This is a genomic window from Mycobacterium sp. GA-1841 (assembly GCF_001954135.1).
Lineage (GTDB): Bacteria > Actinomycetota > Actinomycetes > Mycobacteriales > Mycobacteriaceae > Mycobacterium.
Map to the genome: position 1 here is coordinate 41040 of NZ_MBEQ01000003.1, position 23725 is coordinate 64764.

Below are 23725 nucleotides of genomic sequence, written 5' to 3' on the forward strand. Positions count from 1 at the left end.
CCGGGTCTCTGCTCCGGTTTCACAAACGTCTCTGCTGCGATATGTTCGCAACCGCACCCGACTGACGGAGTTCACGTGAAGAAGCTTGTAGCGCTCGGCGGAGGTCTGTTGGCCGCCGGTTCGATCGCCCTGGTGGCTGCCGGAACCGCCACCTCACAGCCGACCTCGACCTCGGTCAACGTCGTGGGCGAGCCGTACATGAAGGCGCTATCGATCCTCAAGAGCCAGGGCGTCAAGGCCACCTTCGGCGGTTCGTTCGGCAGCGCCCTTCCGCAGGCCGAGTGCCTGGTCGATTCCCAGAAGGTCAACTCCAGCGGCAAGATGATCCTGATGCTGGATTGCAGCGAGGCCGCGGCCGAGCAGTCGGCCGATTCGGCTGTCCCGGGTGGTCCGCGCGTGGGCAGCAACGGGGTGACCACGGTGACGCCGACGCCGGTGGTTCCGATCGCCGGTGCGCCGGGCGCGGGCACGCCACCGCCGGCCTGATCCAGCGGCGGGGATGACCGATCGAGTAACCCGGTACCGTCGTTCCCACCTAAATACGTACACTGCTGAGAGACCACTCATTTCAGGGAGGCTCTCGATGCTGCGTCCGTTGCGGTTCGACCACGAGATCGATCCGGGCCCGGTACAGATCCAGGCCCGCAAGGTGCACTTCGATCTCGACGACATCCCGTTGCACTGGATCCCGGGACACCCGGTGGCCTCGACCATGGTGAACCTGTTCAACGTGGTGCTGCCGATGGCCGAGCACTGGTTCGTCGCGACGTTCAACGAAGCGCTGCCGTATGTGCGCGATCCCAGACTCGCCGACGACATGCGCGGTTTCATCGGGCAGGAGGCCACCCACGCCGAAACCCATGACAAGGTGCTCGACGAATTCCTCACCGCGCACGGTGTCGATTACCAGCTGATCCTGTCGGTGGTCGAGCACATGTTCACCAAAATGCTGGCACCGACCACCTCGACCGATCCCCGTCGCAAGCTGTCCAACCTGTGCGACCGGCTGTGGCTCATCGCCGCCATCGAGCACTACACGGCAGTTCTGGGCGATTTCGTGCTGAACTGCACCTGGCAGGACTACGACGCCGATCCGACGCTGACCGACCTGTTCCGCTGGCATGGCAGCGAGGAGGTCGAACACCGCAGCGTCGCGCACGACGTCGCGGTGTATTTCCAGGACAGTTACTACAGCCGGGTGCGGGCGATGTCGGTCGCGGCGACGGCGGTCTACCTGTTCTTCCAGCGCGGCTGTTGGGCGATGGTCAAGCGCGACCCGTCCCTCGACATCAGCTGGTGGCAGATGAACCGGATGCGCATGCGCGATTCCAAGCTCGGTCTGTTACCCAAGTTCTCCCGCATGTTCGGCACCCACACCCTCACCTACTGCCGGCCCGGCTTCTCTCCGGAGGAGATGGGTTCGACGGCGCAGGCGGTCGCCTATCTGGCCAGTTCCCCGGCGGCGCGGGCCGCGCACCTGTGACGGGTCCGGGCCCGCGGCTGTTGTCCCGCTATCGTCAACTGCCCCCGAGCATGTCGGGTCGGTTTCGGCATGATCCGATGATCGGCCTGGCAGAGATCACGATCTCCACGATGTGGGCCGTCAGCCGCTATCTGCGCCGACCCAGTCTGCCACCCGAACTCGATCACACGATCACGTTGACCGTGGCCGAGCGGGAGGTGGTCGCCCACGATCAGGACGTCATCGCCCTGACCCTCGCCGCTGCCGACGGCGGCCCACTGCCGCGGTGGCATCCCGGTGCACACATCGATCTCCACCTGGCCAGCGGCCGAATTCGCCAGTACTCGTTGTGCGGTGATCCCACGGTGACCGACAGTTATCGAATTGCGGTGCGCCGCATACCCACTGGCGGTGGCGGATCTCTCGAGGTGCATGACAGCCTTGCCGTCGGCACGCGGGTCGGCACACACGGTCCGCGCAACGCGTTCGCCCTCACGGTTCCCGGCTACGGCTCCCCCGCCCAACGGTTCCGGTTCATCGCCGGCGGGATCGGCATCACCCCGATCCTGCCGATGCTGGGCCTGGCCGCCCGGTTGGGGGTCGACTGGTCGATGGTCTACACCGGGCGCACCCGGGACAGCTTGCCGTTCCTCGATGAACTGGCCCGGTTCGGTGACCGGATCGAGGTGCGCACTGACGATGTCCACGGCCTGCCCGCCCCCGAGGATCTGCTGGGCGCCTGCCCCGATGGCACCACGGTGTACGCCTGTGGCCCGGCGCCGATGTTGACCGGTGTGCGCAGCGCCCTGGTCGGCAGGGACGACGTCGAGCTGCATTTCGAACGGTTCGCCGCGCCACCGGTTGTCGACGGTGCCGAGTTCTCGGTCACGATCGGCTCGACCGGTGCGGACGTGACGGTCGCCGGCGACGAGACGTTGCTGGCCGCGCTGGGACGAGCCGGGGTGAACGCCCCGTACTCGTGCCGGCAGGGGTTCTGCGGCACCTGCCGGATTCGGGCCACCGATGGGACAGTGGAACACCGCGACACGTTGTTGACCGACCCGGAGCGCGAAGCCGGTTATCTGTTGACCTGTGTGTCGCGGGCCGAGGCGGGGCAACGGTTGACCCTCGACCTCTGAGTGGTCAACTGCCGCCTTCGCCGTACCCGGCGACTACGGGTGCGGCCATCAATTGATCCAGCAGCGGACGTTGCCCGGTCAGTAGCTTTTCCCGCGCAACCGCCACCGGAACCCATGCCACACGGTCGATTTCGGGAAACTCGACCAGGCGCCCGGACCCTTTCGGCAACTCCACGGTGAAGGTGTTGCTGACTGCCGCGGCCGGGTCGAAATCTCCGTGCACCGCGAACGCGGTGACCACCTTGCCACCCGCCTGCTTCACCGGGGTCAGATCGATGCGCGGTCCGGCAGGCGGCGGCGAGCCGAGTTCCTCGGCGAACTCACGTTGCGCCGCAAGCCATGGGTCTTCGCCCTCGGTGTACTCCCCCTTCGGCACCGACCACGCTCCGGCGTCCTTGCGAGCCCAGAACGGTCCGCCCGGATGGGCGATCAACACCTCCACCGCAGTTCCGACAAACCGGTACAGCAATACACCGGCGCTCAGCTTGGCCACCGGGTGCACGCTACGCGATGAGCCGATCGCTGCGATTCGTCGAGCGTTGTCGGTGATGTACGACACTTTGCTGTCGAGAAGGTGGTCCACCTCACCCCACCGGCGCTGCGGTCATGTGACGCAGCCCTCGTCAAGGGTTTTCGGTCAGCCGGAATTTTAATTGTGAACTCCCGGTTAATCAGGAGGTAACACCTAAAAATGACTGGCGATGGCGCTTTGGGCGGGCCGCCGTCGTCGGTCGTGACGCGACACAACAGAAGAGTGAAAGAAGGCACGAAAGATGATGAGGATTGCGTTTGCTACTGCATTCGCAGGCGCCGCTGCCGCGGCGGTAATCGGCCTGGCCGCACCCGCTCAGGCGGCACCGACCGGCCCGGCCAACGCCGAGCAGACGATCAGCCAACTGGAGGCGCAGGGCTACAAGGTGATCGTCAACCACGTCGGTTCCACCCCGCTGAACAAGGCATCGGTAGTGGCCGTGCGCCCGGGTCAAACCTACAGCCGGACGGATTCCAGCAGCCCCGGCGGCGATCTGCAGACCACCGTTTTGAACAAGACAGTTTACGTCGATGTGAAGTAAGCCCAAACATCGCGAAACATCAAGAAGGGACGCCCTTTTCGGGCGTCCCTTCTTGGTGTCCGGGCGAAGTGGCCGAGACGTTGCGCGCTAAAGTCGCCGACGTGCGACGTTTCTCCCGCTATGTCGCCCTTGGCGACAGCCAGACCGAAGGGCTCTGGGACGGCGACGACACCGTCGGTCTGACCGGTTTCGCCGACCGGCTCGCGTCCCGCCTCGATGAGCTCTATCCGGGTTTGGGTTATGCCAATCTGGCCGTCCGGGGCCACCGGATCGGCAATGTGCTGCACACCCAACTGCCGGCGGCACTGTCGATGCGTCCGGACCTCGTCACCGTCTGCATCGGGATGAACGACGTGACCCGGCCGGGGCGTTCGTTCCAGCGCGCACTGGGCGACTTGGGTCAGCTCTACGGCACGCTGGCTGAATCCGGTGCCACGGTCGTCACCACGACATTCCCCGACATCACCCAGATTCTGCCGGTGGGCCGCTTGCTCGGCCGGCGGGTCGTCCGGATCAATGCAGTGATCAATGACGCAGCCGATCGATACGGGTTTCGCCTCGTGGATCTCTATTCGGCTCCCTCGATGCGTGAGCCGCAAACGTGGAGCGCCGACCGGGTGCACGGCTCGTCCCGGGGACACGAGTTGTTCGCCGCGGCGGCGGCCGAAGCACTGGAATTGCCCGGCAGCGATCATGATTGGGCGCTGGCCAACGAACCGGCCCAGGCCCAGGCGATTCGGTCCCGGGCCTACTCGCAGGTGTTGTGGACGCAAAACATGCTGATGTCGTGGCTGTGGCGCCACCTTCGCGGCCGATCGGGCGGTGCGGGCCGCCTGCCGCGACGGCCCGACCTGATGTTCCCCGGCGGCTGAGCGGCCCCTCGGTCAGATGCCGGTCCAGGCGGACTCGAGCTCTTTGGCGACGTCGATCACCTTGGCCTGTTCCGCGCCGGGGCTGTCGATCTCACCGGCCACGTGCGCGGCGATGAACCGTTTGATCTCGGCGTCGACTCCGGCCAGGATGCGCAGCACCTCGGCGCGTAGCGACGTGGAGGTGACATGGATCGAGATGTCGGACGGGCGCGGTTTCTTGACGTCGAGGATCAGCAGCAGCGGCTCGGCGGCCAAAGCCGTGGCCCGCAGGGCGATTTCGCCGAACACCATGAACTTGGGCCGGTCGATGCGGAGGTCGATCACCATGTCGATCTCCAGCGGTATCCGGATGGAGAACGTGATGGTGTCACCGACGATGCGGTTGACCCGGGGCTTTTGAATCTTGACCCGCGCGGTGACCTTGGCGATTTTCCCCGGCCCCTGGGCGATGGGTCCCATTTCGAACTCGTCACCGGCGATCGCCCCGATGGCGTCACCGACCCGGTCTTCGGAGACGGCCACCTCGAAGAACCGACGGCCGAATTCCTCGTAGGTGATGTATGCGTGGTCAGCCATGATCCTTCTACGGTCTCATGGCGGCGTCGAGGCGGGTCGCAGCCTGGCCGGAAGTCCCGCTCACGTCGCATCCGTGTAGTACCGCACCCGCGAGATCGCAAGTGGCCTGCCGGCGAACTCGGCGATCAGCACCGCGCGTCGCCCGCCGTTGTCCAGCCCGACCGCCACGCTGGATCCCGACGCGATCAGCTTGTGCCACGCTGCGCCCGCGGTGCGCTGGACCAAACCGGACGTGGTCATCGGTACGTCGTCACCGCGGCGGATGGCGGCGTCGGTTCCGAGGCGTCGCTGCACCGCAACCGCGTCACCCGCACACAGATCATCGAGCAGTCCGGGCATCAGGCGCTTACCCGCCCGGCCGTGGCCGCCGAGGCCCTTCGCGAAGCCGACCGCACCGACCGGCCCCTGGTTCCGCAGCAGCGCCCCGGCCAGGCGCAGACCGACCGGCAGCGCTCCGGCGCCGGCGCGGGCGAACTGCCCGATCATCGACGGCAGTTCCCAGTACGCCTGCAATTCCTCGATGGCCGGCCCGGTCGGGCCGGGTGTGACGACGTAGCGCAGGTAGGCCGGGATTCGCATGGTGACCGACGCGCTCATGGTGACCTCAAGCTCCAGGTCGCGGATCACCGTGGCGCCGGCGACGATGTCGGCATCGCGATGGAACGTGATGTCACGCGGGGCGATGAAGGTGTCGTAGAACCGTCCGATCTCGACCTGTCCCCGGTGTGGCTGCGAGCCCACCGGATCTTCGACCCGTCCGCCCGCAGCGAACAATCCCACCCACTGTGCGCGGTCGTGTGCGCCCGCTGCCTGCGGTGACAACTCGACGGTGGCTAACAGGTCATCCCGTGTGAAGGCCATCTGTTTCGTTTACCATCCCGCCCGCCGCCAAGTGCGCGCACACTGGTGTTTGACACGTCCGAAGCCCACCACCGAGGAGAGCGCAATGAGTGGCAGTGGACCGTTCGGGTTCGATCCCGAGGATTTCGACCGCGTCGCCCGGGAGGCCGGTGAGGGCCTGCGCGAAGCTCTCGACGGGCTGGGTCGGTTTCTCAACAACCCGGGTCAGGGTGTCGGCTGGGCAGGCCTGCTCGACGAGGTGGCCAGGTTCTCCCGGCCCAGGAGCGAGCCAGAGACCACCGGCGAGGCGGGCGACGGTGTCTGGGCGATCTACACCGTCGACGACACCGGCGGAGCCCACATCGAGCAGGTTTATCGCAGTGAGCTCGAAGCGCTGCGGGCCAATGCCGGCAACACCGATCCGGGCCGCCGGGTGCGGTTCCTGCCGTATGGCATCGCGGTCAGCGTGCTCGACGCCAATACCGGCGAGTAACAACGGCCCCGAATGCCGACTGCTCGGCTCGGTGACCGGCTAGGCTCTTGCCCCATGATTCGCGAGTTCTTCGGTGCAACGGCGGTCGCGGCAGCGGCACTGGCCACGGCGCTGTCGCTGGCACCGGGTGCGGCCGCCGACGACAACAGCAACATGTACCCGGACAACCCGGGCCGCTACCCCACCGATGTGCCGGGGATGAGCTACGAGGCGTCCAACGGCGCGCCGTGTTACAGCTGGGAACGCAACGTGTTCGGCCGCGGACCGGGCGGCACGGCGATGCAGTGCCGGTGGATTCCCAATCAGTGGCCGCCGGTCTACACCGGCTTTTGGACCTACGCCTATCCGTTGCACGGCGTGCAGGAGATCGGCTCGCCGTGCCCCGGCCCGCAGGCTGCGGCGCAGTCGCCCGACGGCCGGCCGATGCTGTGCGTCGGCGCGCAGGGCTGGCAGCCCGGCGTACTCACCGGTGACGGGTTCTTCCCGAGCTGAGGTCCGGGTCAAACCTCACCGGCCATACACATAATCGATCGGTGTATGGTCGGTAGGCCCGAATCCGCGCACACCAGGAGTGCCATGAGCGCTGACGTGAAATTCGATCTGTCCACAGTGTTCTCGACGGTGGCGCAAGCCATCGGCGATCAGACCTTCCTGGTGTGGCGGGACCGGCGGTTGACCTACCGCGAATTCGATTCCCGCGTCGACGGTTTCGCCCACTACCTGGTCTCTGCCGGCCTCGGCGCCCACACCGAGCGCGACGCGCTGGCCGGGCACGAGTCCGGTCAGGATCACCTCGGCATCTATCTGCGCAACGGCAACGAGTACCTGGAATCGATGATCGGCAGCTACCGCGCGCGGGTGGCTCCGTTCAACGTCAGCTACCGCTACGTGGAAGAGGAACTGCTCTACCTGCTGGCCGACTCCAACGCCCGGGCGGTGATCTACAACGCCGAGTTCGCCCCCCGGGTGGCCGCGATCCGCGACCGGCTGCCGAACCTGCAAGTGCTCATCCAGGTGGCCGACGATTCCGGCAATGAGCTGCTGCCCGGTGCGGTCGACTACGAGACGATTCTGAAAACCCCGCCGCCGCAAGCCGGTATGCCCACGCCCTCGGGTGACGACCTGTACATCCTGTACACCGGCGGCACCACGGGCATGCCCAAGGGCGTGCTGTGGCGCCAGCACGACATCTTCCTGTCGTCGATGGGCGGGCGCCCGTTCGGCAGCGACACGTTCCTGGCCTCGTACGAGGAACTCGCCGAGCGGGCCGCCAATGCCGGCGGTGGATTGTCACTGTTGATGATCCCGCCGTTCATGCACGGCGCCGCACAGTGGGCCGCCTACAACGCCGTCACCATGGGCGGCAAGCTGGTGATCCCCGACGATGTGGTGCGGATGCGTCCGGACAACGTCCTGCAGTTGGCCGAACGCGAACGGGTGCTGAGCATCCCGGTGGTGGGCGACGCGATCGCCCGGCCGCTGGTCGACGAGATCGAGAAGGGCGGTTACGACCTGTCGGGTCTGTTCACCATCACCAACGGCGGCGCGCCGCTGTCACCGACCGTCCGTAAACGCATCCTGACCGCGCTGCCGCACCTGACGCTGCTCGACGCCGTCGGCGCATCGGAATCCGGTGCGCAGATGAGCACGTTCTCCACCGCCGGCGGTGAGAGCGAGGCCGCGACATTCACCCCGCAGTCCGACACCGGTGTGGTGGCCGAGGATCTGTCCCGGGTCCTCGGGCCCGGTGAGGGCGGCGGCTGGCTGGCACGGCGGGATCTGATCCCACTGGGCTACCTCGGCGACGAGGCCAAAACCGCGCGGACGTTCCCGACCATCGACGGGGTGCGCTGGTCGGTTCCGGGTGACCGCGCGAATGTGTTGGACGACGGGCGCATTCAACTGCTGGGTCGTGATTCGGTCACCATCAACTCCGGTGGGGAGAAGATCTTCGTCGAGGAGGTCGAGCGGGCCATCGCCGCACATCCCGCGGTGTACGACGTGGTGGTGGTCGGCCGGCCGTCGGAACGTTGGGGCAGCGAGGTCGTGGCGGTGGTGCAGTTCGCCGAGGGCGCGTCGGCCTCCGACGACGAACTCGTTGCGGTGTGTCAGCAGTCGATCGCCCGCTACAAGATTCCCAAGGCCTTCATCCGGTCACCGCAGATTGTGCGCTCCCCCGCCGGCAAGGCCGATTACCGTTGGGCCAAATCGGTGGCCACCGAGCATGCCGAGGCGGTCAGCTAGGCAGCGAGCACTTTTGCGATCGCGGCCAGCATCGTGGAGTGCGCGGCCACCGCCTGGGTCACGGTGATGCCCAACAATGGCCGGGGCGCGGCGACGGTCAGCTCTTCCGTGATTCTGGTTCCGGTGTCGGTCGCGGCGAAATCCACCCGACTGTCCAACGTCACCTGCGGGAACTGCCGAGCCTGTGCCAGCACCGGGCCGGAGCCGGGAACGGTGAGGCAGGCCCGATAGGTGATCGGAATCATGAACGGCCCCAACGGGATCCGGTCGCGTACACGGTACTCCTGCCGGTAACCGTCGGTCAGTTCAACCCGGGCCACGTTCTGTACCCACTGCACCAGCGGATGAACTTGCGAGATGTTGTCCAGGTCGACGTAGAACGCCCGGACCCGCGCCGGCGGGGCTGGCACCTCGGCGCTGACACTGCGCCGAGCCTGCCTGATCCAGAGACTCACCTGAGTCAGTCCACCACAATCAGTTCACGACGATGCGTAGCTCCTCCCAGCCACGGACCGTCGAGGTCGGCGCCAGTTGCGCACTGTCATAGTCGATCTCCCATTCAGGGAACCGGTTGAGCAGTTCGTCGAGGGCCACGCGGCCCTCGAGCCGGGCCAAGTTGGCACCGAGACAGTAGTGCAGCCCCTTGCCGAAGGTCAGGTGGCTGATGTTGTCGCGGTGGATGTCGAAGGTGTCGGGATCGTGGTATCGGCGCGGGTCTCGGTTGGCCGCCCCGAACAACAGCAGCATGGCGCTGCCGGCCGGCACCGTCGTGCCGTCGTGCTCGAAATCTCGTGCCACCCAGCGCGCGATGTGCGGGCCGGTGGGTTCGAAACGCAGCGTCTCGTCGACTGCGCGGGTCAGCAGGGAACGATCCTGGGCCACCTCACGACGCTGGTCCGGGTGTTCGGCCAGCACCTTGGCCAGCCAGCCGATGAGCCGCCCGGTGGTCTCGTTACCCGCTCCCGCCACCACCTGGGTGTAGTGCAACACCTCTTTGCGGTTGAGCTTGCGGTTGACCCCGAACTCGTCGGTGAACTCGACGTTGAGCAGCGCGGTCATCAGATCGTCGGACGGATTCTTGGACCGCCACTCGACGTAGTCGGCGTAGATGCGGCCATCGGCGATCCGGTCGGCCTGTACCACCTTCATCGGGGCACCCGGCTTGGTCCGCAGATTGGCGTCATTGGCGTCGCGAACGCCGATCTGCTCGGATTCGGGTATGCCGAGCAGCATTCCGATGACGCGCATGGGCATCATCGAGGCCAGTTCGGCGATGATGTCGAACCCGTCGGAGCCGACCAGCGGGTCGAGGCAGCGCACACAGAACTGCCGGATCTGGTCTTCGATCTCGGCCATCCGCCGCGGCGTGAACACCCGCGACATCAGGCCGCGCAGCAGGGTGTGCATCGGTGGATCCTCGAACATCATCACCCCGGGCGGCATGGCGAAGTCGGATTTCACCAGTTCGAGGATGTCACTTCGGCTGTTGGAGAAGGTTTCCCAGTCGGACAACGCCTTTTCCACATCGGCGTGCCGGGACAGCGCCCAGAAGTCGTAGCGCTCGTTGTAATACAGCGGCGCTTCGTCGCGCAGCCGGGCGTAGACCGGATACGGGTCGGCGACGATGCCGATGTCGTAGGGGTCGTAGTAAACCTCGGCCCGTCCAGTCATTGCCCACCCTCATCGACCGGGGCAGGTGTCGGGATTCCCGCCACACTGCCGAGTTTGAGCGATCGCCCAATAACTACACTCAGGCCATGTCTAGCAGCCGCCGCCGCGCGTGGTCAAGGGTGCGATGAGCACCCCGAAAGCTCCCGCCGGCCTACTGCACGAGTTGATCTCGGCCGTCGCACGCACCGCACCGGAGCGCGCAGCCGTCATCACCGACGGTGGAACTACCGCGACGTTCGCCGAGTTCGATCGTCAGATCCGCGGTGTCGCAGGCTGGGTGGCCGCTCGGACGGCACCGGGCGACCGGGTGGCCGTGATCGCCGACAACAGCGCGGCCTACGCCCAGCTGTACTACGGGGTGCCGCGCAGCGGACGCGTGCTGACCTTGATCAATCAGCGACTCAACCCCGCCGAGCAGGCTGCTCAATTGCTCACCGCTGCGCCCAGCCTGGTGCTCGGCGACGACCGATATCTGTCGGCACTGGCGGGCACGGCAACAGAGACCGAGCACACCGTGACGTTCGAGTCCGAACAGTGGCGGGCCGCACCGGCGGCCGATCTGCCCTGCCCCGATGCGGTGAGCCCCGACGACCCGGCCTGGTTGTTGTTCACCAGCGGATCCACCGGAACACCGAAAGCTGTTGTGCACAGCCATCGTTCGATCCTCGCCGCGGTGCGGGGTTCGGTCGAGGGGCGCTCGGTGCCACCCGGCGGGGTGTACCTGCTGCCATTCCCGATGTGCCACATCGCGGGGTACAACATGTTGGTCCAGCATGCGGTCGCCGCCACGGTGGTGCTGTGCACCCAGTTCCGGCCCGACGGTTTCGCCCAGATGGTGCGCCGTCACGCGGTGAGCTCGTGTTCGTTGGCGCCGACCATGCTGCATTCCCTGCTCGGCCATCTCGAGCGCACCGGGACCGCGCTGCCGTCGCTCACCGCGATCGCCTATGGATCGGCGGCGATGCCGCTGGACCTGTTACGTCGTGCGATCGACACCCTCGGTGTCGACTTCCACCAGGGCTACGGGATGACCGAAACCGGCGGCAACGTCACGTTTCTCGGGCCGGACGACCATCGGGCCGGAGCGGATGGCCGCCCGGAGTTGCTGACCAGTGCCGGTTATCCGCATCGGGGCGTGGAGATCGGCATCGCCGACGCATCCGGTGGGCTCTCCCCCGTCGGGCAGATCGGTGAGATCCTGGTGCGCGGCACCCAGGTGACACCCGGGCACCGGTCCGAGGGCACGAGCACCGACGACGGTTGGCTGCGCACCGGCGACATGGGTCGCCTGGACGCCGACGGCAGACTGTTCGTGGTGGACCGGCTCAAGGACATCATCGTCACCGGCGGCGAGAACGTCTCCTCCCGCGAGGTCGAGGACGCCCTGTCCAGCCACCCAGGGGTCGACCAGGTGGCGGTGGTGGCGGTGCCCGACGACTACTGGGGCGAAGCGGTCTGTGCGGTGGTCGTCCCGGTATCGGGGCGTCGCCTGACCACCGAGGAGTTGACCGATCACGTACGTGGACAGCTTGCGGGGTTCAAGCGGCCGCGCATTGTGGTGTTCACCGACGCGCTCCCGCTGACCGGCAACGGCAAGGTCGCCAAGGACCGGGTTCGCGCCCTCGCCCGGACCGCCGCGGAGGGCCGGGCCGCGCCACGTTAGTGGGTGTCCGGGTTACGAGGCCTCCGCCGCCGCCCGGTTGATCAGGTTGCGGATCGCGGCGTCGGATTTGAGCACCACCTGCGCCCGGTCCGGCGCACTGTTCAGCTCCGCGCGCTTGGCGTTGCCCCCGGCAATGTGAACCGGCCCGTCACCGAGATGGTCCAGGCCTTCACGGGCGACGTCGGCCGGATCGTTGATGAGCATGCCCGGCGCCTCGAAGTTCAGGCCGGCACGCTGCAACGCCGGCGTGCGCGTCACGCCGAGCACGAGTTCCAACACGTCGACGTTGTACTCGCGTAACTCCAGCCAGAGGCTTTCGGCGAACAAGCGGCCGTAGGCCTTCACCCCGCCGTACACCGTGTGGCGCATCGAGCCGGCATATCCGGCCAGTGACCCCACCAGCAGGATGCCGCCGCGGCCGCGCGCGACCATCGGCCGCCCGAAGTGTTGGACCAGCTCCATCATCCGGGTGACGTTGAGGTCGACGACCTTCTGGAAATCGGCCAGCGGTGCGTCGAGAAATCGTTCGCTGCACGTGTTGGCGCCGGCGTTGTAGATCAACAACCCCACCTCCAGGTCGGCGGTGGCCTCGGCGATCTGCGTGGTCGATGCGGCGTCCACCAGGTCGACGGCCAACGTGCGCACCTGCGCGCCCAGCTCCCGGCAGCGTTGTGCGGTGGCCTCCAGCGGCGCGGGTTTGCGTGCCAGCAGTACCAGGTTGAATCCGTCCTCGGCGAGCATGCGGGCGAACTCCGCGCCCACCCCCTCCGAGCCGCCGGCGATCACGGCCCACGGCCCATATTTGGCAAGGTCGGTCATTCTTCGGATGCTATCTTTGGCCGCCGACCCGCCCCGTGGTCGGGCCGCGAGGAGGCGATCATCGGCACGTCCGCACTGACCAGTGTGTCGCCGGGGCTCGCAGACGTGCACGGACCGCGGCGGGCGTGGGCGGCGGTGGCCCTGCTGACGCTCGTCGGAACCCTCAATTACGTCGACCGGTTCCTGCCCTCGGTGTTGGCCGAGCCGATCAAGCATGACCTGGCCCTGTCCGACACGGCCATCGGCGTGATCAACGGGTTCGGTTTCCTGATCGTGTACGCGGTGCTCGGTATCGCGGTGGCCCGGGTCGCCGATCGCGGCGCCTTCGGCGCGGTCATCGCCGCCTGTCTGACCCTCTGGGGCGGTATGACCATGCTCGGCGGAGCCGTCCAATCCGGATTTCAACTGGCCCTCACCCGGGTGGGCGTCGCGGTGGGCGAGGCCGGCAGTACCCCGGCCGCGCACGCCTATGTGGCCCGCAACTTCGCCCCCGAGCGCCGCGCGGCCCCGCTGGCGGTCATCACCTTCGCGATTCCGCTGGCCAGCGGGGCCAGCCTGATCGGCGGCGGTCTGTTGGCCGAAAATCTGGGTTGGCGAACGGCATTCGTGGTGATGGGCGCATGCAGCGTGGCGTTCGCACCCCTGGTGCTCTTGATGGTCGGGACCCGTCAGTCGTTACCGACGCCGCCGCCGCGACAACCGGGCACGCCGGTCCGCTGGTGGGATCTGCTCCGCAAACCCAGCTTTCTGGCCGTCGTCGGCGGCACCGCATGCATCTCCGCCGCCGGTTACTCGCTGACCACGTTCTCCCCGGCCTTCCTGATGCGCACCCGGTCGATGTCGCTCAGCGAGGTCGGCTGGGAATACGGCCTGGCCACCGGAGGAGCCGGAGTCCTGGGCCTGTTGATCGTGGGCCGCCTGGCCGATCGGCTCGCGGTGCGCGACGCCCGCTGGCTGCTGTGGATCGTGGTGGCGACCACGGCCCTGCTGTTGCCCGCCTCGGTGTTGGCATTCACCGTGGAAAGCCGTGCGGCGTGTGTCTGGTTCCTGGCGCTCAGCTATGTCATCGGCACCGCGTACCTGGCCCCGTCGATCGCCGCCATCCACCGACTGGTACCGCACGAACATCGGGCCACCGCGTCAGCGATCTTCTTGTTTTTCAACGCCGTTCTCGGGTCCGTCGGTCCGTTCGTGACCGGCGTGATCAGCGACGCGCTGACCGCCGACCTGGGCGTGCAGGCGCTGGGCCGGGCACTGCTGATCCTGGTACCGGCCCTGCAACTGCTGGCCATGGGTTGCTACTTCGCTGCAGCCCGCTGGTACCGCCGCGACATCGTGGAGACCGCGGTTGAGTCCGACATCAGCGTTTCTTCTTCGGATCGATGATCTCCGGCGGTCCGTCGGGGTGCAGCGCACCCGCCCTCGCTCACCCAGTCGTTGATCTCGGCGGCGTCTTCCGGGCTGACCGGCCGGCGCCTACTGAAGAGGGATTTCACCTTCCTCGTGAGCTTCGACATCTATCGATCCTAGGTGCGCGGGCCGAATGATCGTGCGCTTCCCGTCAAACAGCTTGGCAGCAGCAGACTTTCATGCGACCGGGACAGTGGTCGATGTCGGTGTGCCCGGGCCTCTGCGTCGATTTGCGCCAACTGGGTACCTCACGGGCTGCACGCCGCGATAATCAGCAGTACCCGAGTTCAGGAGCGAGAGCCATGGCCACCATCGAAGCCAACGCACAGACCGACTCGTCATTCGAGAACGATGTCGCGACCACCCAGGCCTATTTCGACAGCCCTCGATTCGAGGGCATCATCCGCCTCTACTCCGCCCGTCAGGTTGCCGAGCAGCGCGGCACCATCCCGTCGGACTATCCGGTGGCCCGCGAAGCCGCCACGGCGTTCTACCCCTACCTGCGCGAACTGTTCGCGCAGAAGAAGAGCATCACCACATTCGGGCCGTACTCGCCGGGCCAGGCGGTGGTGATGAAACGGATGGGCATCGGCGGGATCTACCTCGGTGGCTGGGCGACCTCCGCCAAAGGGTCGATCAGCGAGGACCCGGGCCCCGACCTGGCCAGCTATCCGCTGAGCCAGGTGCCCGACGAGGCGGCCGGGCTGGTGCGGGCGCTGCTGACCGCCGACCGCAACCAACAGTATCTGCGGCTGCGGATGACGCCGGAACAACAGGCCGCGACGCCGGCGGTCGACTACCGGCCGTTCATCATCGCCGACGCCGACACCGGTCACGGTGGCGATCCGCATGTCCGCAACCTGATCCGGCGGTTCGTGGAGTCCGGGGTGCCCGGTTATCACATCGAGGATCAGCGTCCGGGCACCAAGAAGTGCGGCCACCAGGGCGGCAAGGTGCTGGTGCCGTCGGACGAGCAGATCAAACGGCTCAACACCGCCCGGTTCCAGCTCGACATCATGCGCGTGCCGGGCATCATCGTCGCGCGCACCGACGCCGAGGCCGCCAACCTGATCGACAGCCGCGCCGACGAGCGCGACCAGCCGTTCCTGCTGGGAGCGACGAACCTGTCGGTTCCCACCTACAAGTCGTGTTTCCTGGCGATGGTGCGCCGGTTCTACAACCAAGGGGTCACCGAGCTCAACGGACACCTGCTCTACGCGCTTCCCGAGGGTGAATACGCGACCGCTGAGGCCTGGCTGGAAAACCAGGGCATCGCCAGTGCGATCGACGACGCCGCCAAGAGCCACCGTTCCGGCGACTCGGTGGATGCCCTGTACGACAAGGTCGAGTCGGCGTTCGTCGATGCGTGGCAGAACGACGCCGGCCTGAACACTTACGGTGAGGCGGTCGCCGAGCTGCTGGAGTTCCGGGAACGCGACGGTGAGCCCGCCGACATGAGCGCGGCCGACTGGCGCACCTTTGCCACCCGGGCTTCGCTGTACACCGCCCAACAGAAGGCGCGTGAGCTCGGCGTCGACGTGGCGTGGGACTGTGAGCGGGTCAAGACGCCGGAGGGCTACTACCAGGTGCGCGGCGGCATCCCGTATGCCATCGCGAAGTCGTTGGCCGCCGCGCCGTTCGCCGACATCCTGTGGATGGAGACCAAGACCGCAGATCTGGCCGATGCCAAGCAGTTCGCCGATGCCATCCACGCCGAGTTCCCCGATCAGATGCTGGCCTACAACCTCTCGCCGTCGTTCAACTGGGATACCACCGGCATGACCGACGACGAGATGCGGGCGTTCCCACAGGAACTCGCCAAGATGGGCTTCGTCTTCAACTTCATCACCTACGGCGGCCATCAGGTTGACGGGGTCGCCTGCGAGGAGTTCGCCACCTCCCTGCAGCAGGAGGGCATGCTGGCGCTGGCCCGCCTGCAACGCAAGATGCGGCTCGTCGAATCTCCTTACCGCACACCGCAAACATTGGTCGGCGGCCCGCGCAGCGACGCCGCGCTGGCGGCCTCCTCGGGCCGGACGGCGACCACCAAGGCCATGGGTAAGGGCTCGACACAGCATCAACACCTGGTGCAGACCGAGGTGCCCAAGAAATTGCTCGAGGAATGGCTGGCGCTGTGGAGCGATCACTACAAGCTCGGTGAGAACCTGCGGGTGCAGCTGCGTCCCCGGCGGGCCGGCTCCGATGTGCTGGATCTCGGTATCTACGGCGACGGTGACGAGCCGCTCGCCAACGTCGTCGTCGACCCGATCAAGGATCGGCACGGCCGCAACATCCTCACGGTGCGCGATCAGAACACCTTCGCCGAGAAGCTGCGCAAGAAGCGTCTGATGGACCTGATCCATGTCTGGCTGATCCACCGGTTCAAGCCGGAGATCGTGTACTACGTGACGCCGACGGAAGACAACGTCTACCAGACCGAGAAGATGAAGGCGCACGGCATCTTCAGCGATGTGTACCAGGAGGTCGGCGAGATCATCGTGGCCGATGTGAACCAGGCCCGCATCGACGAACTGCTGGCCCCCGACCGTGAGGCACTGGGCCGGCTGATCCGCAAGGAGGACTGAGGGTTTCGCCGCGCGGCAGCTAGGCGGACATGGAAAAGAGCAGTTGCATCACCACCACGCTCGTGGCACGTTGCAGGCTGGCTTCCAGGGTGCGATGACCGGTCAGCCAGGCCCGGCACTCACCCGCGCAGCCGCCGCCGCGAGGACAAAACCGACCATCGCGGACCAGCCCAACATTCCGTCGAGTCCGTTCTTGGCCATCAAGGTCAGCGCCGCACCGGCCACGCACAGCAACACACCGGTCAGCACCGATCGAGCACCGGTGACCGCGAACCCGCTGTCCCACCACGGCAGTGGCCGGTGTTCCAGCGGGGAGAGCAGCCGAAAGGCCACGGCCATCAGCGCCGCGAAAACCACGGCCCGCAAGACCAGGTGAGGCCAAAAGCCTGCGGCATGTGGATCGAAGGCGTCCAGGCCGAGGGCGTGGAGTCCGAACGTGGCGACAGCGATCACCGGAATGTGCCACAGGTACAGGGTCATCGCTCCCCCGTTACCCGCGGCCACCGCGCGCCAGACCCGTGGGCGCTCCGCCCAGCGCCGGATCGGCCCCGCCGCTGCCACGAAAAGGCATGACAGCCAAGTGCAGTGCAGCGCCAGCAGCAGTGTCGGCGGCGATACGTTGGACACCCGTTCGGTGCCGGTGACCACCAGGGAGACGTCGTAAATACCGGTGAGCGCGGTGATTACCTGCCCGACGAACGCGACGACCGCGATCGCCAGCGCCCGGCGCGCCGAGATCAGATGCCGTGCATAGGCCACCCCGATCACCATCGGGATGAGCCATACGATGAGCAGATTGACCGTGCCGGCCTCCGGTGCGCCGACGGCAAAACGCACGGCATCGACCCCTGCGGAGGCGGCGATCAACCCGGCCACCACCAACGCCAGCGTTCGGCCACTGTCCAGCCGCATCAGCGCCGGGACGAAGGCGAGCACCACGAGGTAGACACCGAGAAACCACAGGAGGGCCACGCATTCCCGCCCGAGTGCCGCGGCCGACTCCGCTCCCAGCGCGGCCCGCACCGCGAGCAAGGCGACCGTCCAGACCGCGAGATACCAGAACACCGGCCGGCACAACCGTTGCGCGCGAGCGAGCAGCCAGGCGCCCCAGCTTCTGCCCGGACGCCAGCTGTAGGCGCCGGCCGCGCCACCGGCCAGGAAAAACAGGGGCATCACCTGCAGTAGCCAGGTGATCGGCGCCAACTCGGGCAGTGCACCGAGAATGTTGCCGACCCGGACGCCCCTGGAGTCGATCGTGGCCAACAGCAGCGCGCAGTGCCCGAACATCACCACCAGCAGGGCACCCAGGCGGGCCACGTCCACGGCGCGGTCACGGTCGGGTTTGCTGTCGTGGGCGACGGCGGCCGGGGACGACACAGCCTCGTGGGTCGGCACGTCCCCCAGTCTGCCCGTCGCGACGACCGCCGGGATGGGTAGTACTACGTGTCTGCGGTGTCTGCGGTGGCTGCGGTGTCTGCGAATCGACAGATCCGTTGCGCTGCGGCCACGGATTCCGCCAACGGCCGACTGGTGTCGATCACATGGCCGTCGGCTCCCTGCGCATCCCGCTCGGCCAGAGCTGCCGCGATCTGCGGGGTGGCATCAGAAGTGGTCGTGGTTCGGGTTCTGATCCGCTCAGAAGCCCGGTCCAGAGACACCGAACACGTGAGTTGCACTGCCGGCACCGACATCTGGGTGGCCAGGTGGTGGGCCCGGCTGCGTTGATCCGGATCGCGCCACGTCCCGTCGAGGATCACCGAAACACCTTGGGCCAGCTGCCGGCGGGCGCGTTGCAGGACTTCGTCATAGACCGCAGTGACGTTCTCCGGCGCGTACAGACCGGCATCCAGGCTGCCCGGCTCACCCTCGATCACGCGCGCATCCACGAGTTCGCGACGCACATCGTCGGTCGACACGACGTGTGCCCCCAGGTGAGGCGCCAAGGCGTGCGCCAGGGTGCTCTTTCCGGTGCCGGGTCCGCCACCGACGATGATCAATTGGACAGCGCCGGACCGCAGGTGTTTCCGCGCCAGCTCAAGATGCCGACGGGCGGCCTCGGCGGCCTCGGGTCGACCTTGCTCGGCACGAACGCATTCGACTTTCGCGCGGACCCCGGCCCGGTAGGCGATGTAGAAATCCACCAGCGAACGAGGAGCCGGATCCGCGGCATACCGCCGGTAGTGGTCGAGGAAAAGCTCGGCCAGATCGGCACGACCGAGGAACTCGAGGTCCATCGCCAGAAAAGCGGCGTCGTCGATGCCGTCGACATACCGCAGCGTGTCGTCGAATTCGAGGCAGTCCAGGATCGCGGGTCCCGACGGCGGACAGAAGATGTCGTCGGTGAGCAGGTCGGCGTGCCCGTCGATGATGCGCCCCTGTGCGATCCGCGTGTGGAACAGGTCGGCGCGTCCGGCGACGTACCGTTCGACAAGGAGTCGGATTTCTCGGACGGAATCGGAATCGGTCCCCGGAAAGCGTTGCAGCTCATCGAGATTCTGACACCAACGCGCCAAGACCGCCCGGGCGGTCCCCTGTTCGTCGATCGTGGGGCCGCGCTCGGCGTCACGGTGGAAGTCGGCCAGGATTCGGGCGATCGCGTCCAGCCAGTGATCCACCTCTGCACCGGCGGCGACCAAACACGACAACCGGAGGGCGTCGGCGTACCGCCGCATCACCACCACCGGCTCCGCGGTGTCCCCGTCGGCGCTGACGAGGTGAGCCACCCCCAGATAGCTGTCGGGCGCGAGCCGACTGTTCAACGCAACCTCGTGGCGACAGGCGGCTTCTCGTTGCTCGGGCGCGGAGAAGTCGAGGAAATCGGTGACGATCGGCTTCTTGGCCTTGTACGCACTGCCCCCGAGAAGGACCACGACGCCGGTATGGGTCTCGTGAACCTGTGCATCAAGATTTCCGGCGATCGCCCATGGCTCTGGGGCGCCATCGGCGGCTGATTTGTCGCTCATATGTATCCATGGTGCAGACATGTGTGGGCGGTCGCCAGGGTCCTTGGACCCGAACTCGGAGCCCTGCGATTTCCGGGGCGTCCGCAAATGTCGACGACCTGTTTGCCGAGATTGCTGTGTGGTGTCCACAACCGCAGTAGATTGCTGCCGTGGGGAAAGGTATGTTGGCCGGCGCCCGGGGGCGGGTACTGGCGCTGGCCGCGTCGATCACGATCGCCGGGGGCATGGTGTGGGCGCAGAACACCGAGTCGCAGTGTTGCGCGGAAGCTCCCGCAGCTGCCCCGCCCACCAGTGCGGCACCGGTACCGGTCGCCGCGAAGGCCGAGTTGGTTGCGGCCAGCGCACCCGTGGTTGCCCGGGACTTCCAGTTCACGCTGCCGAAAGGGCCGGCCCCCGAGAACGGGCTACAGGTCAAGACGATCTGGGTGGCCCGCGCCATCGCCGTGATGTTCCCTGAGATCACCACGATCGGCGGATACCGGCAGGACGCATTGAAGTGGCATCCCAACGGTCTGGCGATCGATGTGATGATCCCGAACTACCACTCCGAGAGAGGTATTGCCCTCGGTAACCAGATTGCCGGTTTCGCCTTGGCCAACGCCAAACGCTGGGGCGTGTTGCACGTGATCTGGCGCCAAGGCCTCTATCCCGGGATCGGCGCACCGCACTGGACCGCCGACTACGGCAACGAGACCCTCAACCATTTCGACCACGTGCACATCGCCACGGACGGCGGCGGTTACCCCACCGGCCACGAGACGTACTTCCTGGGGTCGATGAAACGTTAGGCGGCGCTGACGTGCTCCGCCGACTGCCCGATGGTGGCAGCGTCGCCGCCAATGATGGTGTGCAGCAAGGCCTGTTGCTCACGCTGCCCGCGGCGTACCGCGCGCTCCAGCCCTGTGCTCGACGCCATCGCGACCACACTGCGGATCAGGTTGACCGGCATCTTCACCACCGGATACCAGGGCGGCATGTACGCCGGTAGGCCCAATACCCGCATCGCGCCGGGCCCGAGGAAGGCACTGGTGATCGACAGGTGCTGCGCCCACGCCAGGCGACGGCGCAGGCGACTGACGCTGCGGTAGTGCCACGACAGCGGGTCCTCGGCCATCGGCACCGAAAGCTGTTGCGTGGTCTCGTCGGGGCGGGCCAGCGCGGTGGAGGTGTGATAGAGCACGCGGATGCTGTCGCGGAAGGTGCGGGGCAACCACTCGTCTTCGACGCCGATCAACCACCCGACGTACCGGGTCAGGTGCGCGATCGCGTCGAGTTCGCCTGGGGCGGGGAGGATTCCCATTCCCAGCGAGGCCACCGGCGGCGCAATGAGCGCGCCGACCAACGTCGCAGCCATATCGGTTTGATTGACCGGCACACCCCATTCGTCGGCACGCCAGTCCGGCATCGCCGCGACGTGCCGACGCACGAATCCGTGGATCAACCGGACATGCAGCGTCGATCGATAGCCGAGCCCGAGCGGGTCGAGACCACCGTCGGAGATGACGTCCATCGCCCATTGCATCGTCTCGGCGAAACGCTGGTTCGAGCCTTTCTCCAAGGCACCGGTACGCAGCAGGGTCTTGTTGAAACCCGAGAACTGGTAGCCGCCGAGCAGGGAGACGTCGCGCGCGATGGACATGCCGTCGGAGCCACCGCGCAGCAGCGCCCGTTGACCTTTGCGCAGTTTGTCCCGGTCCACCCAATCCGGAACCGTCTCGACGGCAAGGAAGAACTCGCGCAACGGTTCCGGAGCCTCCGGCACGTTGGCGATACCCACGGTCAGCGCCCGCTCGAACAGTGGACGCATCTGCGCCATCCCCGCCGACGCCATCCACTCGACCAGGCGATCCATCGGCTCGTCACCGACGGTCAGCCGCTCCCCGAGCCGGCGCCACTGGGCGGCGTCGGGATCGCGAACTCCCACCGCTTTCGCGAACGCGCGCACGCCGCCCGGAACCGTGAGCGGCTGCTCGGGATGACGAGCCGGGATATTCATCAGCGCCCTCCGCACAACTGACTACGCATGTAGTCAGAATCTAGGCTGCGAGTAGGGTGCTGTCAATGAAGCGCACGCAGGTGGTGCGTGGCTACGGCGGCATCAGCGCGGCCGATCGCCGCACCGAACGACGCAGCAAGCTGCTGGCCGCCGGTCGGCAGCTCTGGGGCGAAGCCGGCATCTCGGAGGTGACCGTCCGCGCGGTGTGCACCGCGGCAGGACTGACGTCGCGCTACTTCTACGAACAATTCCCCAGCCGGGACGCGCTGCTGTTTGCCATCTCCGACGACGTGCGCGACCAGTTGCTGGACGCCCTGGTGCACGCCGGCGTCGGCGACCCCGGCACGCTGACCGACAAACTGCGCTCCGCACTGACGGCATTTCTCGACATCATCGCGGCCGATCCGCACATCCACCGCATCGCCACCGGCGATGTGAGCAGCGTTGCGGGCCTGGCCGAACACCGCACACACATCCTGGACATGATCACCGGGCTGATCGTCCAGCACGCGCCGTCCGTCTTGCACGCCGAGACGCCGAACCCGTCGGCGTTGCGCCGCGGCGCCCAATTCATGGTGGGCGGGGTGAACCAGATCATCGAAGCCTGGCTCGCCGATCCGATCGAGACCACACAGGAACTCGCGGCCGAATGCGCTGATCTGTGTGTGGCGGTGGTGCGCGGCGTCGCGCACACCGGTGATTGACGGTTTCACCGCACCCGATGACGGCAACCCTCACAGCGACAACGCGAGCAGGGAGACCACCGATGAGCCATCCGAGTTCGGACGAAACCGAGTCCGACGTCGAGCGCGATCCGCACGTGGCCGATTCCCGGGCCGGGCGGGACGCTGACGGAAGCTACGTGGGCCGGGCCTCGTCCGACGACGATTTCGACAGCGGTGAAACCGGGGCCGAGGCGCGTAGTTCGGACACCTGAGTAGCCGATGTGGTGAACTCCATAGCATTTGCCACAGTGGCCGCATGTCACTGCGGCGAAGTGGCGCCGGACACAGGCCGAACGTTCAGCACGACCTGGCAGACCTGATCGCCGATTGCTGCGCGTCGCCATTCTGAACTGCTGATTTCCGGGCTTCACCGCCCGATCGAGCCCGTCGGATCGGGGCACCGTAGAGTGCCACGGTCAGGGTGACCTATCCGTCTGGCGTAGTTGCCACCGCAAGCATCAGACAACTTCCCGATGCCGAAAATCGGCGAACCCGCCGGTAGGGTCCGGACCCCGTGGGTAGACACCAGCTGAAAAAGGATCGGCGCCGCCGATCGACTGCCGTGGCTGCGGTCGTCGTGCCTGCCGCCGCGATCATCGTCGTCGGCGCAGATGCCGCGCCGGCCCTCACGGCTGAGACACCACCGCACAGCGAGACCGTGGTCGCACCGGTGGCCAAACAATCGGCCACGTCGTCGGCACCGGGCATGCCCGCCGTGCGTCGGAATATGCGTTTCCCGTTGCCTGCCGGCCGAGCGCCCGAAAAGGGTCTGCAAGTCGAGACCATCCTGGCTGCCCGCGCGGTCAGCGCGCGCTTTCCCGAGATACTCGATATCGGCGGGGTCCGCGCCGACTCGCTGAAGTGGCATCCGAACGGGTTGGCCATCGACGTGATGATCCCGAACTATGCGACACCGGAAGGTAAGGCGCTCGGCGACCGTGTCGTCGCCTACGTCCTGGACCACGCGGACCGGTTCGGCGTGAACCACGTGATCTTCCGGCAGGAGATCTACTCGCACGGAAGGCCGCCGCGCAAGATGGCGGACCGTGGCGGCATCACGGCCAACCATTTCGACCACGTTCACATCGCGACCAACGGCGGCGGATTTCCGACCGGGCACGAGACCTATCTGACGTAGGCCGGGCCATCCGACCTTTCCACACCGCAATTCACAGGCGATCCACAGCAGCATTT

At 66.8% G+C, this 23725-nt stretch carries 24 protein-coding genes; 15 read left to right on the plus strand and 9 right to left on the minus strand.

From position 1 onward, the window contains the following. Window positions 1-75: 75 nt before the first annotated feature. The 3 genes from A5740_RS00335 to A5740_RS00345 all read left to right on the plus strand — a co-directional run bounded on the left by A5740_RS00335 (window position 76) and on the right by A5740_RS00345 (window position 2601). The gene (locus tag A5740_RS00335; RefSeq protein WP_076190534.1) at window positions 76-486 is read left to right on the plus strand and encodes a hypothetical protein; all 411 of its coding nucleotides are present in this window, start codon (window positions 76-78) and stop codon (window positions 484-486) included. Between the two features lie 97 nt (window positions 487-583). Next, complete coding sequence (locus A5740_RS00340) at window positions 584-1483, plus strand: metal-dependent hydrolase (protein WP_076190535.1); 900 nt, start codon at window positions 584-586, stop codon at window positions 1481-1483. Between the two features lie 50 nt (window positions 1484-1533). Next, on the plus strand, window positions 1534-2601 hold the full coding sequence (locus tag A5740_RS00345; protein ID WP_076190537.1) for a PDR/VanB family oxidoreductase: 1068 nt from the start codon (window positions 1534-1536) through the stop codon (window positions 2599-2601). A 4-nt stretch (window positions 2602-2605) separates the two neighbouring features. On the opposite strand, the gene A5740_RS00350 is transcribed toward A5740_RS00345, so the two are convergent. Continuing rightward, on the minus strand, window positions 2606-3094 hold the full coding sequence (locus tag A5740_RS00350; protein WP_076190623.1) for an NUDIX domain-containing protein: 489 nt from the start codon (window positions 3092-3094) through the stop codon (window positions 2606-2608). A 280-nt stretch (window positions 3095-3374) separates the two neighbouring features. Here A5740_RS00350 and A5740_RS00355 point away from each other — a divergent pair, with 280 nt between their 5' ends. Beyond that, window positions 3375-3674: a hypothetical protein gene (locus A5740_RS00355; protein WP_076190539.1), complete on the plus strand. Its 300-nt coding sequence runs from the start codon at window positions 3375-3377 to the stop codon at window positions 3672-3674. A gap of 101 nt (window positions 3675-3775) precedes the next feature. Next, window positions 3776-4546 (plus strand): SGNH/GDSL hydrolase family protein, encoded by a 771-nt coding sequence (locus tag A5740_RS00360; RefSeq protein ID WP_076190625.1) that lies wholly within the window; start codon window positions 3776-3778, stop codon window positions 4544-4546. A gap of 12 nt (window positions 4547-4558) precedes the next feature. On the opposite strand, the gene A5740_RS00365 is transcribed toward A5740_RS00360, so the two are convergent. Together A5740_RS00365 and A5740_RS00370 are read right to left on the minus strand one after the other, a co-directional pair. Continuing rightward, window positions 4559-5122: a hypothetical protein gene (locus tag A5740_RS00365; RefSeq protein ID WP_076190540.1), complete on the minus strand. Its 564-nt coding sequence runs from the start codon at window positions 5120-5122 to the stop codon at window positions 4559-4561. A 60-nt stretch (window positions 5123-5182) separates the two neighbouring features. Then, complete coding sequence (locus tag A5740_RS00370) at window positions 5183-5983, minus strand: ketosteroid isomerase family protein (RefSeq protein WP_076190542.1); 801 nt, start codon at window positions 5981-5983, stop codon at window positions 5183-5185. Window positions 5984-6068: 85 nt separating this feature from the next. On the opposite strand from A5740_RS00370, the gene A5740_RS00375 reads away from it, so the two are divergent. From A5740_RS00375 to A5740_RS00385, 3 genes are all read left to right on the plus strand, one after another. Continuing rightward, window positions 6069-6455 carry a hypothetical protein gene (locus A5740_RS00375; RefSeq protein ID WP_076190543.1) on the plus strand — a complete coding sequence of 129 codons (387 nt, stop codon included), beginning with the start codon at window positions 6069-6071 and terminating at the stop codon, window positions 6453-6455. A gap of 54 nt (window positions 6456-6509) precedes the next feature. Then, window positions 6510-6947 (plus strand): hypothetical protein, encoded by a 438-nt coding sequence (locus tag A5740_RS00380; protein ID WP_076190545.1) that lies wholly within the window; start codon window positions 6510-6512, stop codon window positions 6945-6947. 84 nt (window positions 6948-7031) lie between these two features. Continuing rightward, complete coding sequence (locus tag A5740_RS00385) at window positions 7032-8699, plus strand: acyl-CoA synthetase (RefSeq protein WP_076190547.1); 1668 nt, start codon at window positions 7032-7034, stop codon at window positions 8697-8699. Here the strand turns inward: A5740_RS00385 and A5740_RS00390 are convergent. Together A5740_RS00390 and A5740_RS00395 are read right to left on the minus strand one after the other, a co-directional pair. Further along, window positions 8696-9154, minus strand: a complete 459-nt coding sequence (locus A5740_RS00390; RefSeq protein ID WP_076190549.1) for an SRPBCC family protein — start codon at window positions 9152-9154, stop codon at window positions 8696-8698. The two genes, A5740_RS00385 and A5740_RS00390, sit on opposite strands and share 4 nt — an antisense overlap. Window positions 9155-9173: 19 nt before the next feature. Next, window positions 9174-10370, minus strand: coding sequence for a cytochrome P450 (locus A5740_RS00395; protein ID WP_076190551.1), 1197 nt, complete (start codon window positions 10368-10370; stop codon window positions 9174-9176). Window positions 10371-10494: 124 nt separating this feature from the next. Between A5740_RS00395 and A5740_RS00400 the strand changes: the two genes are divergently transcribed. Next, window positions 10495-12033 carry an AMP-binding protein gene (locus tag A5740_RS00400; RefSeq protein WP_076190627.1) on the plus strand — a complete coding sequence of 513 codons (1539 nt, stop codon included), beginning with the start codon at window positions 10495-10497 and terminating at the stop codon, window positions 12031-12033. Window positions 12034-12045: 12 nt separating this feature from the next. Here A5740_RS00400 and A5740_RS00405 read toward each other — a convergent pair whose 3' ends face one another. After that, window positions 12046-12852, minus strand: coding sequence for an SDR family oxidoreductase (locus A5740_RS00405; protein WP_076190628.1), 807 nt, complete (start codon window positions 12850-12852; stop codon window positions 12046-12048). A gap of 105 nt (window positions 12853-12957) precedes the next feature. Here A5740_RS00405 and A5740_RS00410 point away from each other — a divergent pair, with 105 nt between their 5' ends. Then, entirely contained in the window at window positions 12958-14238 is a 1281-nt protein-coding gene (locus A5740_RS00410) for an MFS transporter (protein ID WP_254849032.1), read from the plus strand. 326 nt (window positions 14239-14564) lie between these two features. Next, on the plus strand, window positions 14565-16847 hold the full coding sequence (gene aceA / locus A5740_RS00415; protein ID WP_076190553.1) for an isocitrate lyase ICL2: 2283 nt from the start codon (window positions 14565-14567) through the stop codon (window positions 16845-16847). Window positions 16848-16949: 102 nt separating this feature from the next. On the opposite strand, the gene A5740_RS00420 is transcribed toward aceA, so the two are convergent. Together A5740_RS00420 and A5740_RS00425 are read right to left on the minus strand one after the other, a co-directional pair. Beyond that, entirely contained in the window at window positions 16950-18242 is a 1293-nt protein-coding gene (locus tag A5740_RS00420; RefSeq protein WP_076190555.1) for an acyltransferase, read from the minus strand. 44 nt (window positions 18243-18286) lie between these two features. Beyond that, entirely contained in the window at window positions 18287-19810 is a 1524-nt protein-coding gene (locus A5740_RS00425; protein WP_076190557.1) for a nucleoside monophosphate kinase, read from the minus strand. A 161-nt stretch (window positions 19811-19971) separates the two neighbouring features. Between A5740_RS00425 and A5740_RS00430 the strand changes: the two genes are divergently transcribed. Continuing rightward, window positions 19972-20598, plus strand: a complete 627-nt coding sequence (locus tag A5740_RS00430) for a glycoside hydrolase (protein WP_076190559.1) — start codon at window positions 19972-19974, stop codon at window positions 20596-20598. On the opposite strand, the gene A5740_RS00435 is transcribed toward A5740_RS00430, so the two are convergent. Continuing rightward, window positions 20595-21806, minus strand: coding sequence for an oxygenase MpaB family protein (locus A5740_RS00435; RefSeq protein WP_076190561.1), 1212 nt, complete (start codon window positions 21804-21806; stop codon window positions 20595-20597). The genes A5740_RS00430 and A5740_RS00435 overlap by 4 nt on opposite strands. Window positions 21807-21871: 65 nt before the next feature. Here A5740_RS00435 and A5740_RS00440 point away from each other — a divergent pair, with 65 nt between their 5' ends. The 3 genes from A5740_RS00440 (at window position 21872) to A5740_RS00445 (ending at window position 23669) form a co-directional block, all read left to right on the plus strand. Further along, a complete protein-coding gene (locus tag A5740_RS00440; RefSeq protein WP_076190632.1) occupies window positions 21872-22510 on the plus strand; it encodes a TetR/AcrR family transcriptional regulator in 639 nt (212 codons plus the stop codon). Between the two features lie 62 nt (window positions 22511-22572). Further along, on the plus strand, window positions 22573-22743 hold the full coding sequence (locus tag A5740_RS28655) for a hypothetical protein (protein ID WP_175616118.1): 171 nt from the start codon (window positions 22573-22575) through the stop codon (window positions 22741-22743). Window positions 22744-23093: 350 nt separating this feature from the next. Continuing rightward, window positions 23094-23669: a hypothetical protein gene (locus tag A5740_RS00445; protein ID WP_139334854.1), complete on the plus strand. Its 576-nt coding sequence runs from the start codon at window positions 23094-23096 to the stop codon at window positions 23667-23669. Window positions 23670-23725: the final 56 nt, after the last annotated feature.

Coding starts and splice junctions, on each gene's coding strand:
- A5740_RS00340 (WP_076190535.1), top strand. CDS start 584: ATGCTGCGTCCGTTGCGGTTCGACCACGAGATCGATCCGGGCCCGGTA.
- A5740_RS00345 (WP_076190537.1), top strand. CDS start 1,534: ATGTCGGGTCGGTTTCGGCATGATCCGATGATCGGCCTGGCAGAGATC.
- A5740_RS00355 (WP_076190539.1), top strand. CDS start 3,375: ATGATGAGGATTGCGTTTGCTACTGCATTCGCAGGCGCCGCTGCCGCG.
- A5740_RS00365 (WP_076190540.1), bottom strand. CDS start 5,122: ATGGCTGACCACGCATACATCACCTACGAGGAATTCGGCCGTCGGTTC.
- A5740_RS00370 (WP_076190542.1), bottom strand. CDS start 5,983: ATGGCCTTCACACGGGATGACCTGTTAGCCACCGTCGAGTTGTCACCG.
- A5740_RS00375 (WP_076190543.1), top strand. CDS start 6,069: ATGAGTGGCAGTGGACCGTTCGGGTTCGATCCCGAGGATTTCGACCGC.
- A5740_RS00380 (WP_076190545.1), top strand. CDS start 6,510: ATGATTCGCGAGTTCTTCGGTGCAACGGCGGTCGCGGCAGCGGCACTG.
- A5740_RS00385 (WP_076190547.1), top strand. CDS start 7,032: ATGAGCGCTGACGTGAAATTCGATCTGTCCACAGTGTTCTCGACGGTG.
- A5740_RS00395 (WP_076190551.1), bottom strand. CDS start 10,370: ATGACTGGACGGGCCGAGGTTTACTACGACCCCTACGACATCGGCATC.
- A5740_RS00400 (WP_076190627.1), top strand. CDS start 10,495: ATGAGCACCCCGAAAGCTCCCGCCGGCCTACTGCACGAGTTGATCTCG.
- A5740_RS00405 (WP_076190628.1), bottom strand. CDS start 12,852: ATGACCGACCTTGCCAAATATGGGCCGTGGGCCGTGATCGCCGGCGGC.
- aceA (WP_076190553.1), top strand. CDS start 14,565: ATGGCCACCATCGAAGCCAACGCACAGACCGACTCGTCATTCGAGAAC.
- A5740_RS00425 (WP_076190557.1), bottom strand. CDS start 19,810: ATGAGCGACAAATCAGCCGCCGATGGCGCCCCAGAGCCATGGGCGATC.
- A5740_RS00430 (WP_076190559.1), top strand. CDS start 19,972: ATGTTGGCCGGCGCCCGGGGGCGGGTACTGGCGCTGGCCGCGTCGATC.
- A5740_RS00435 (WP_076190561.1), bottom strand. CDS start 21,806: ATGAATATCCCGGCTCGTCATCCCGAGCAGCCGCTCACGGTTCCGGGC.
- A5740_RS00440 (WP_076190632.1), top strand. CDS start 21,872: ATGAAGCGCACGCAGGTGGTGCGTGGCTACGGCGGCATCAGCGCGGCC.
- A5740_RS28655 (WP_175616118.1), top strand. CDS start 22,573: ATGAGCCATCCGAGTTCGGACGAAACCGAGTCCGACGTCGAGCGCGAT.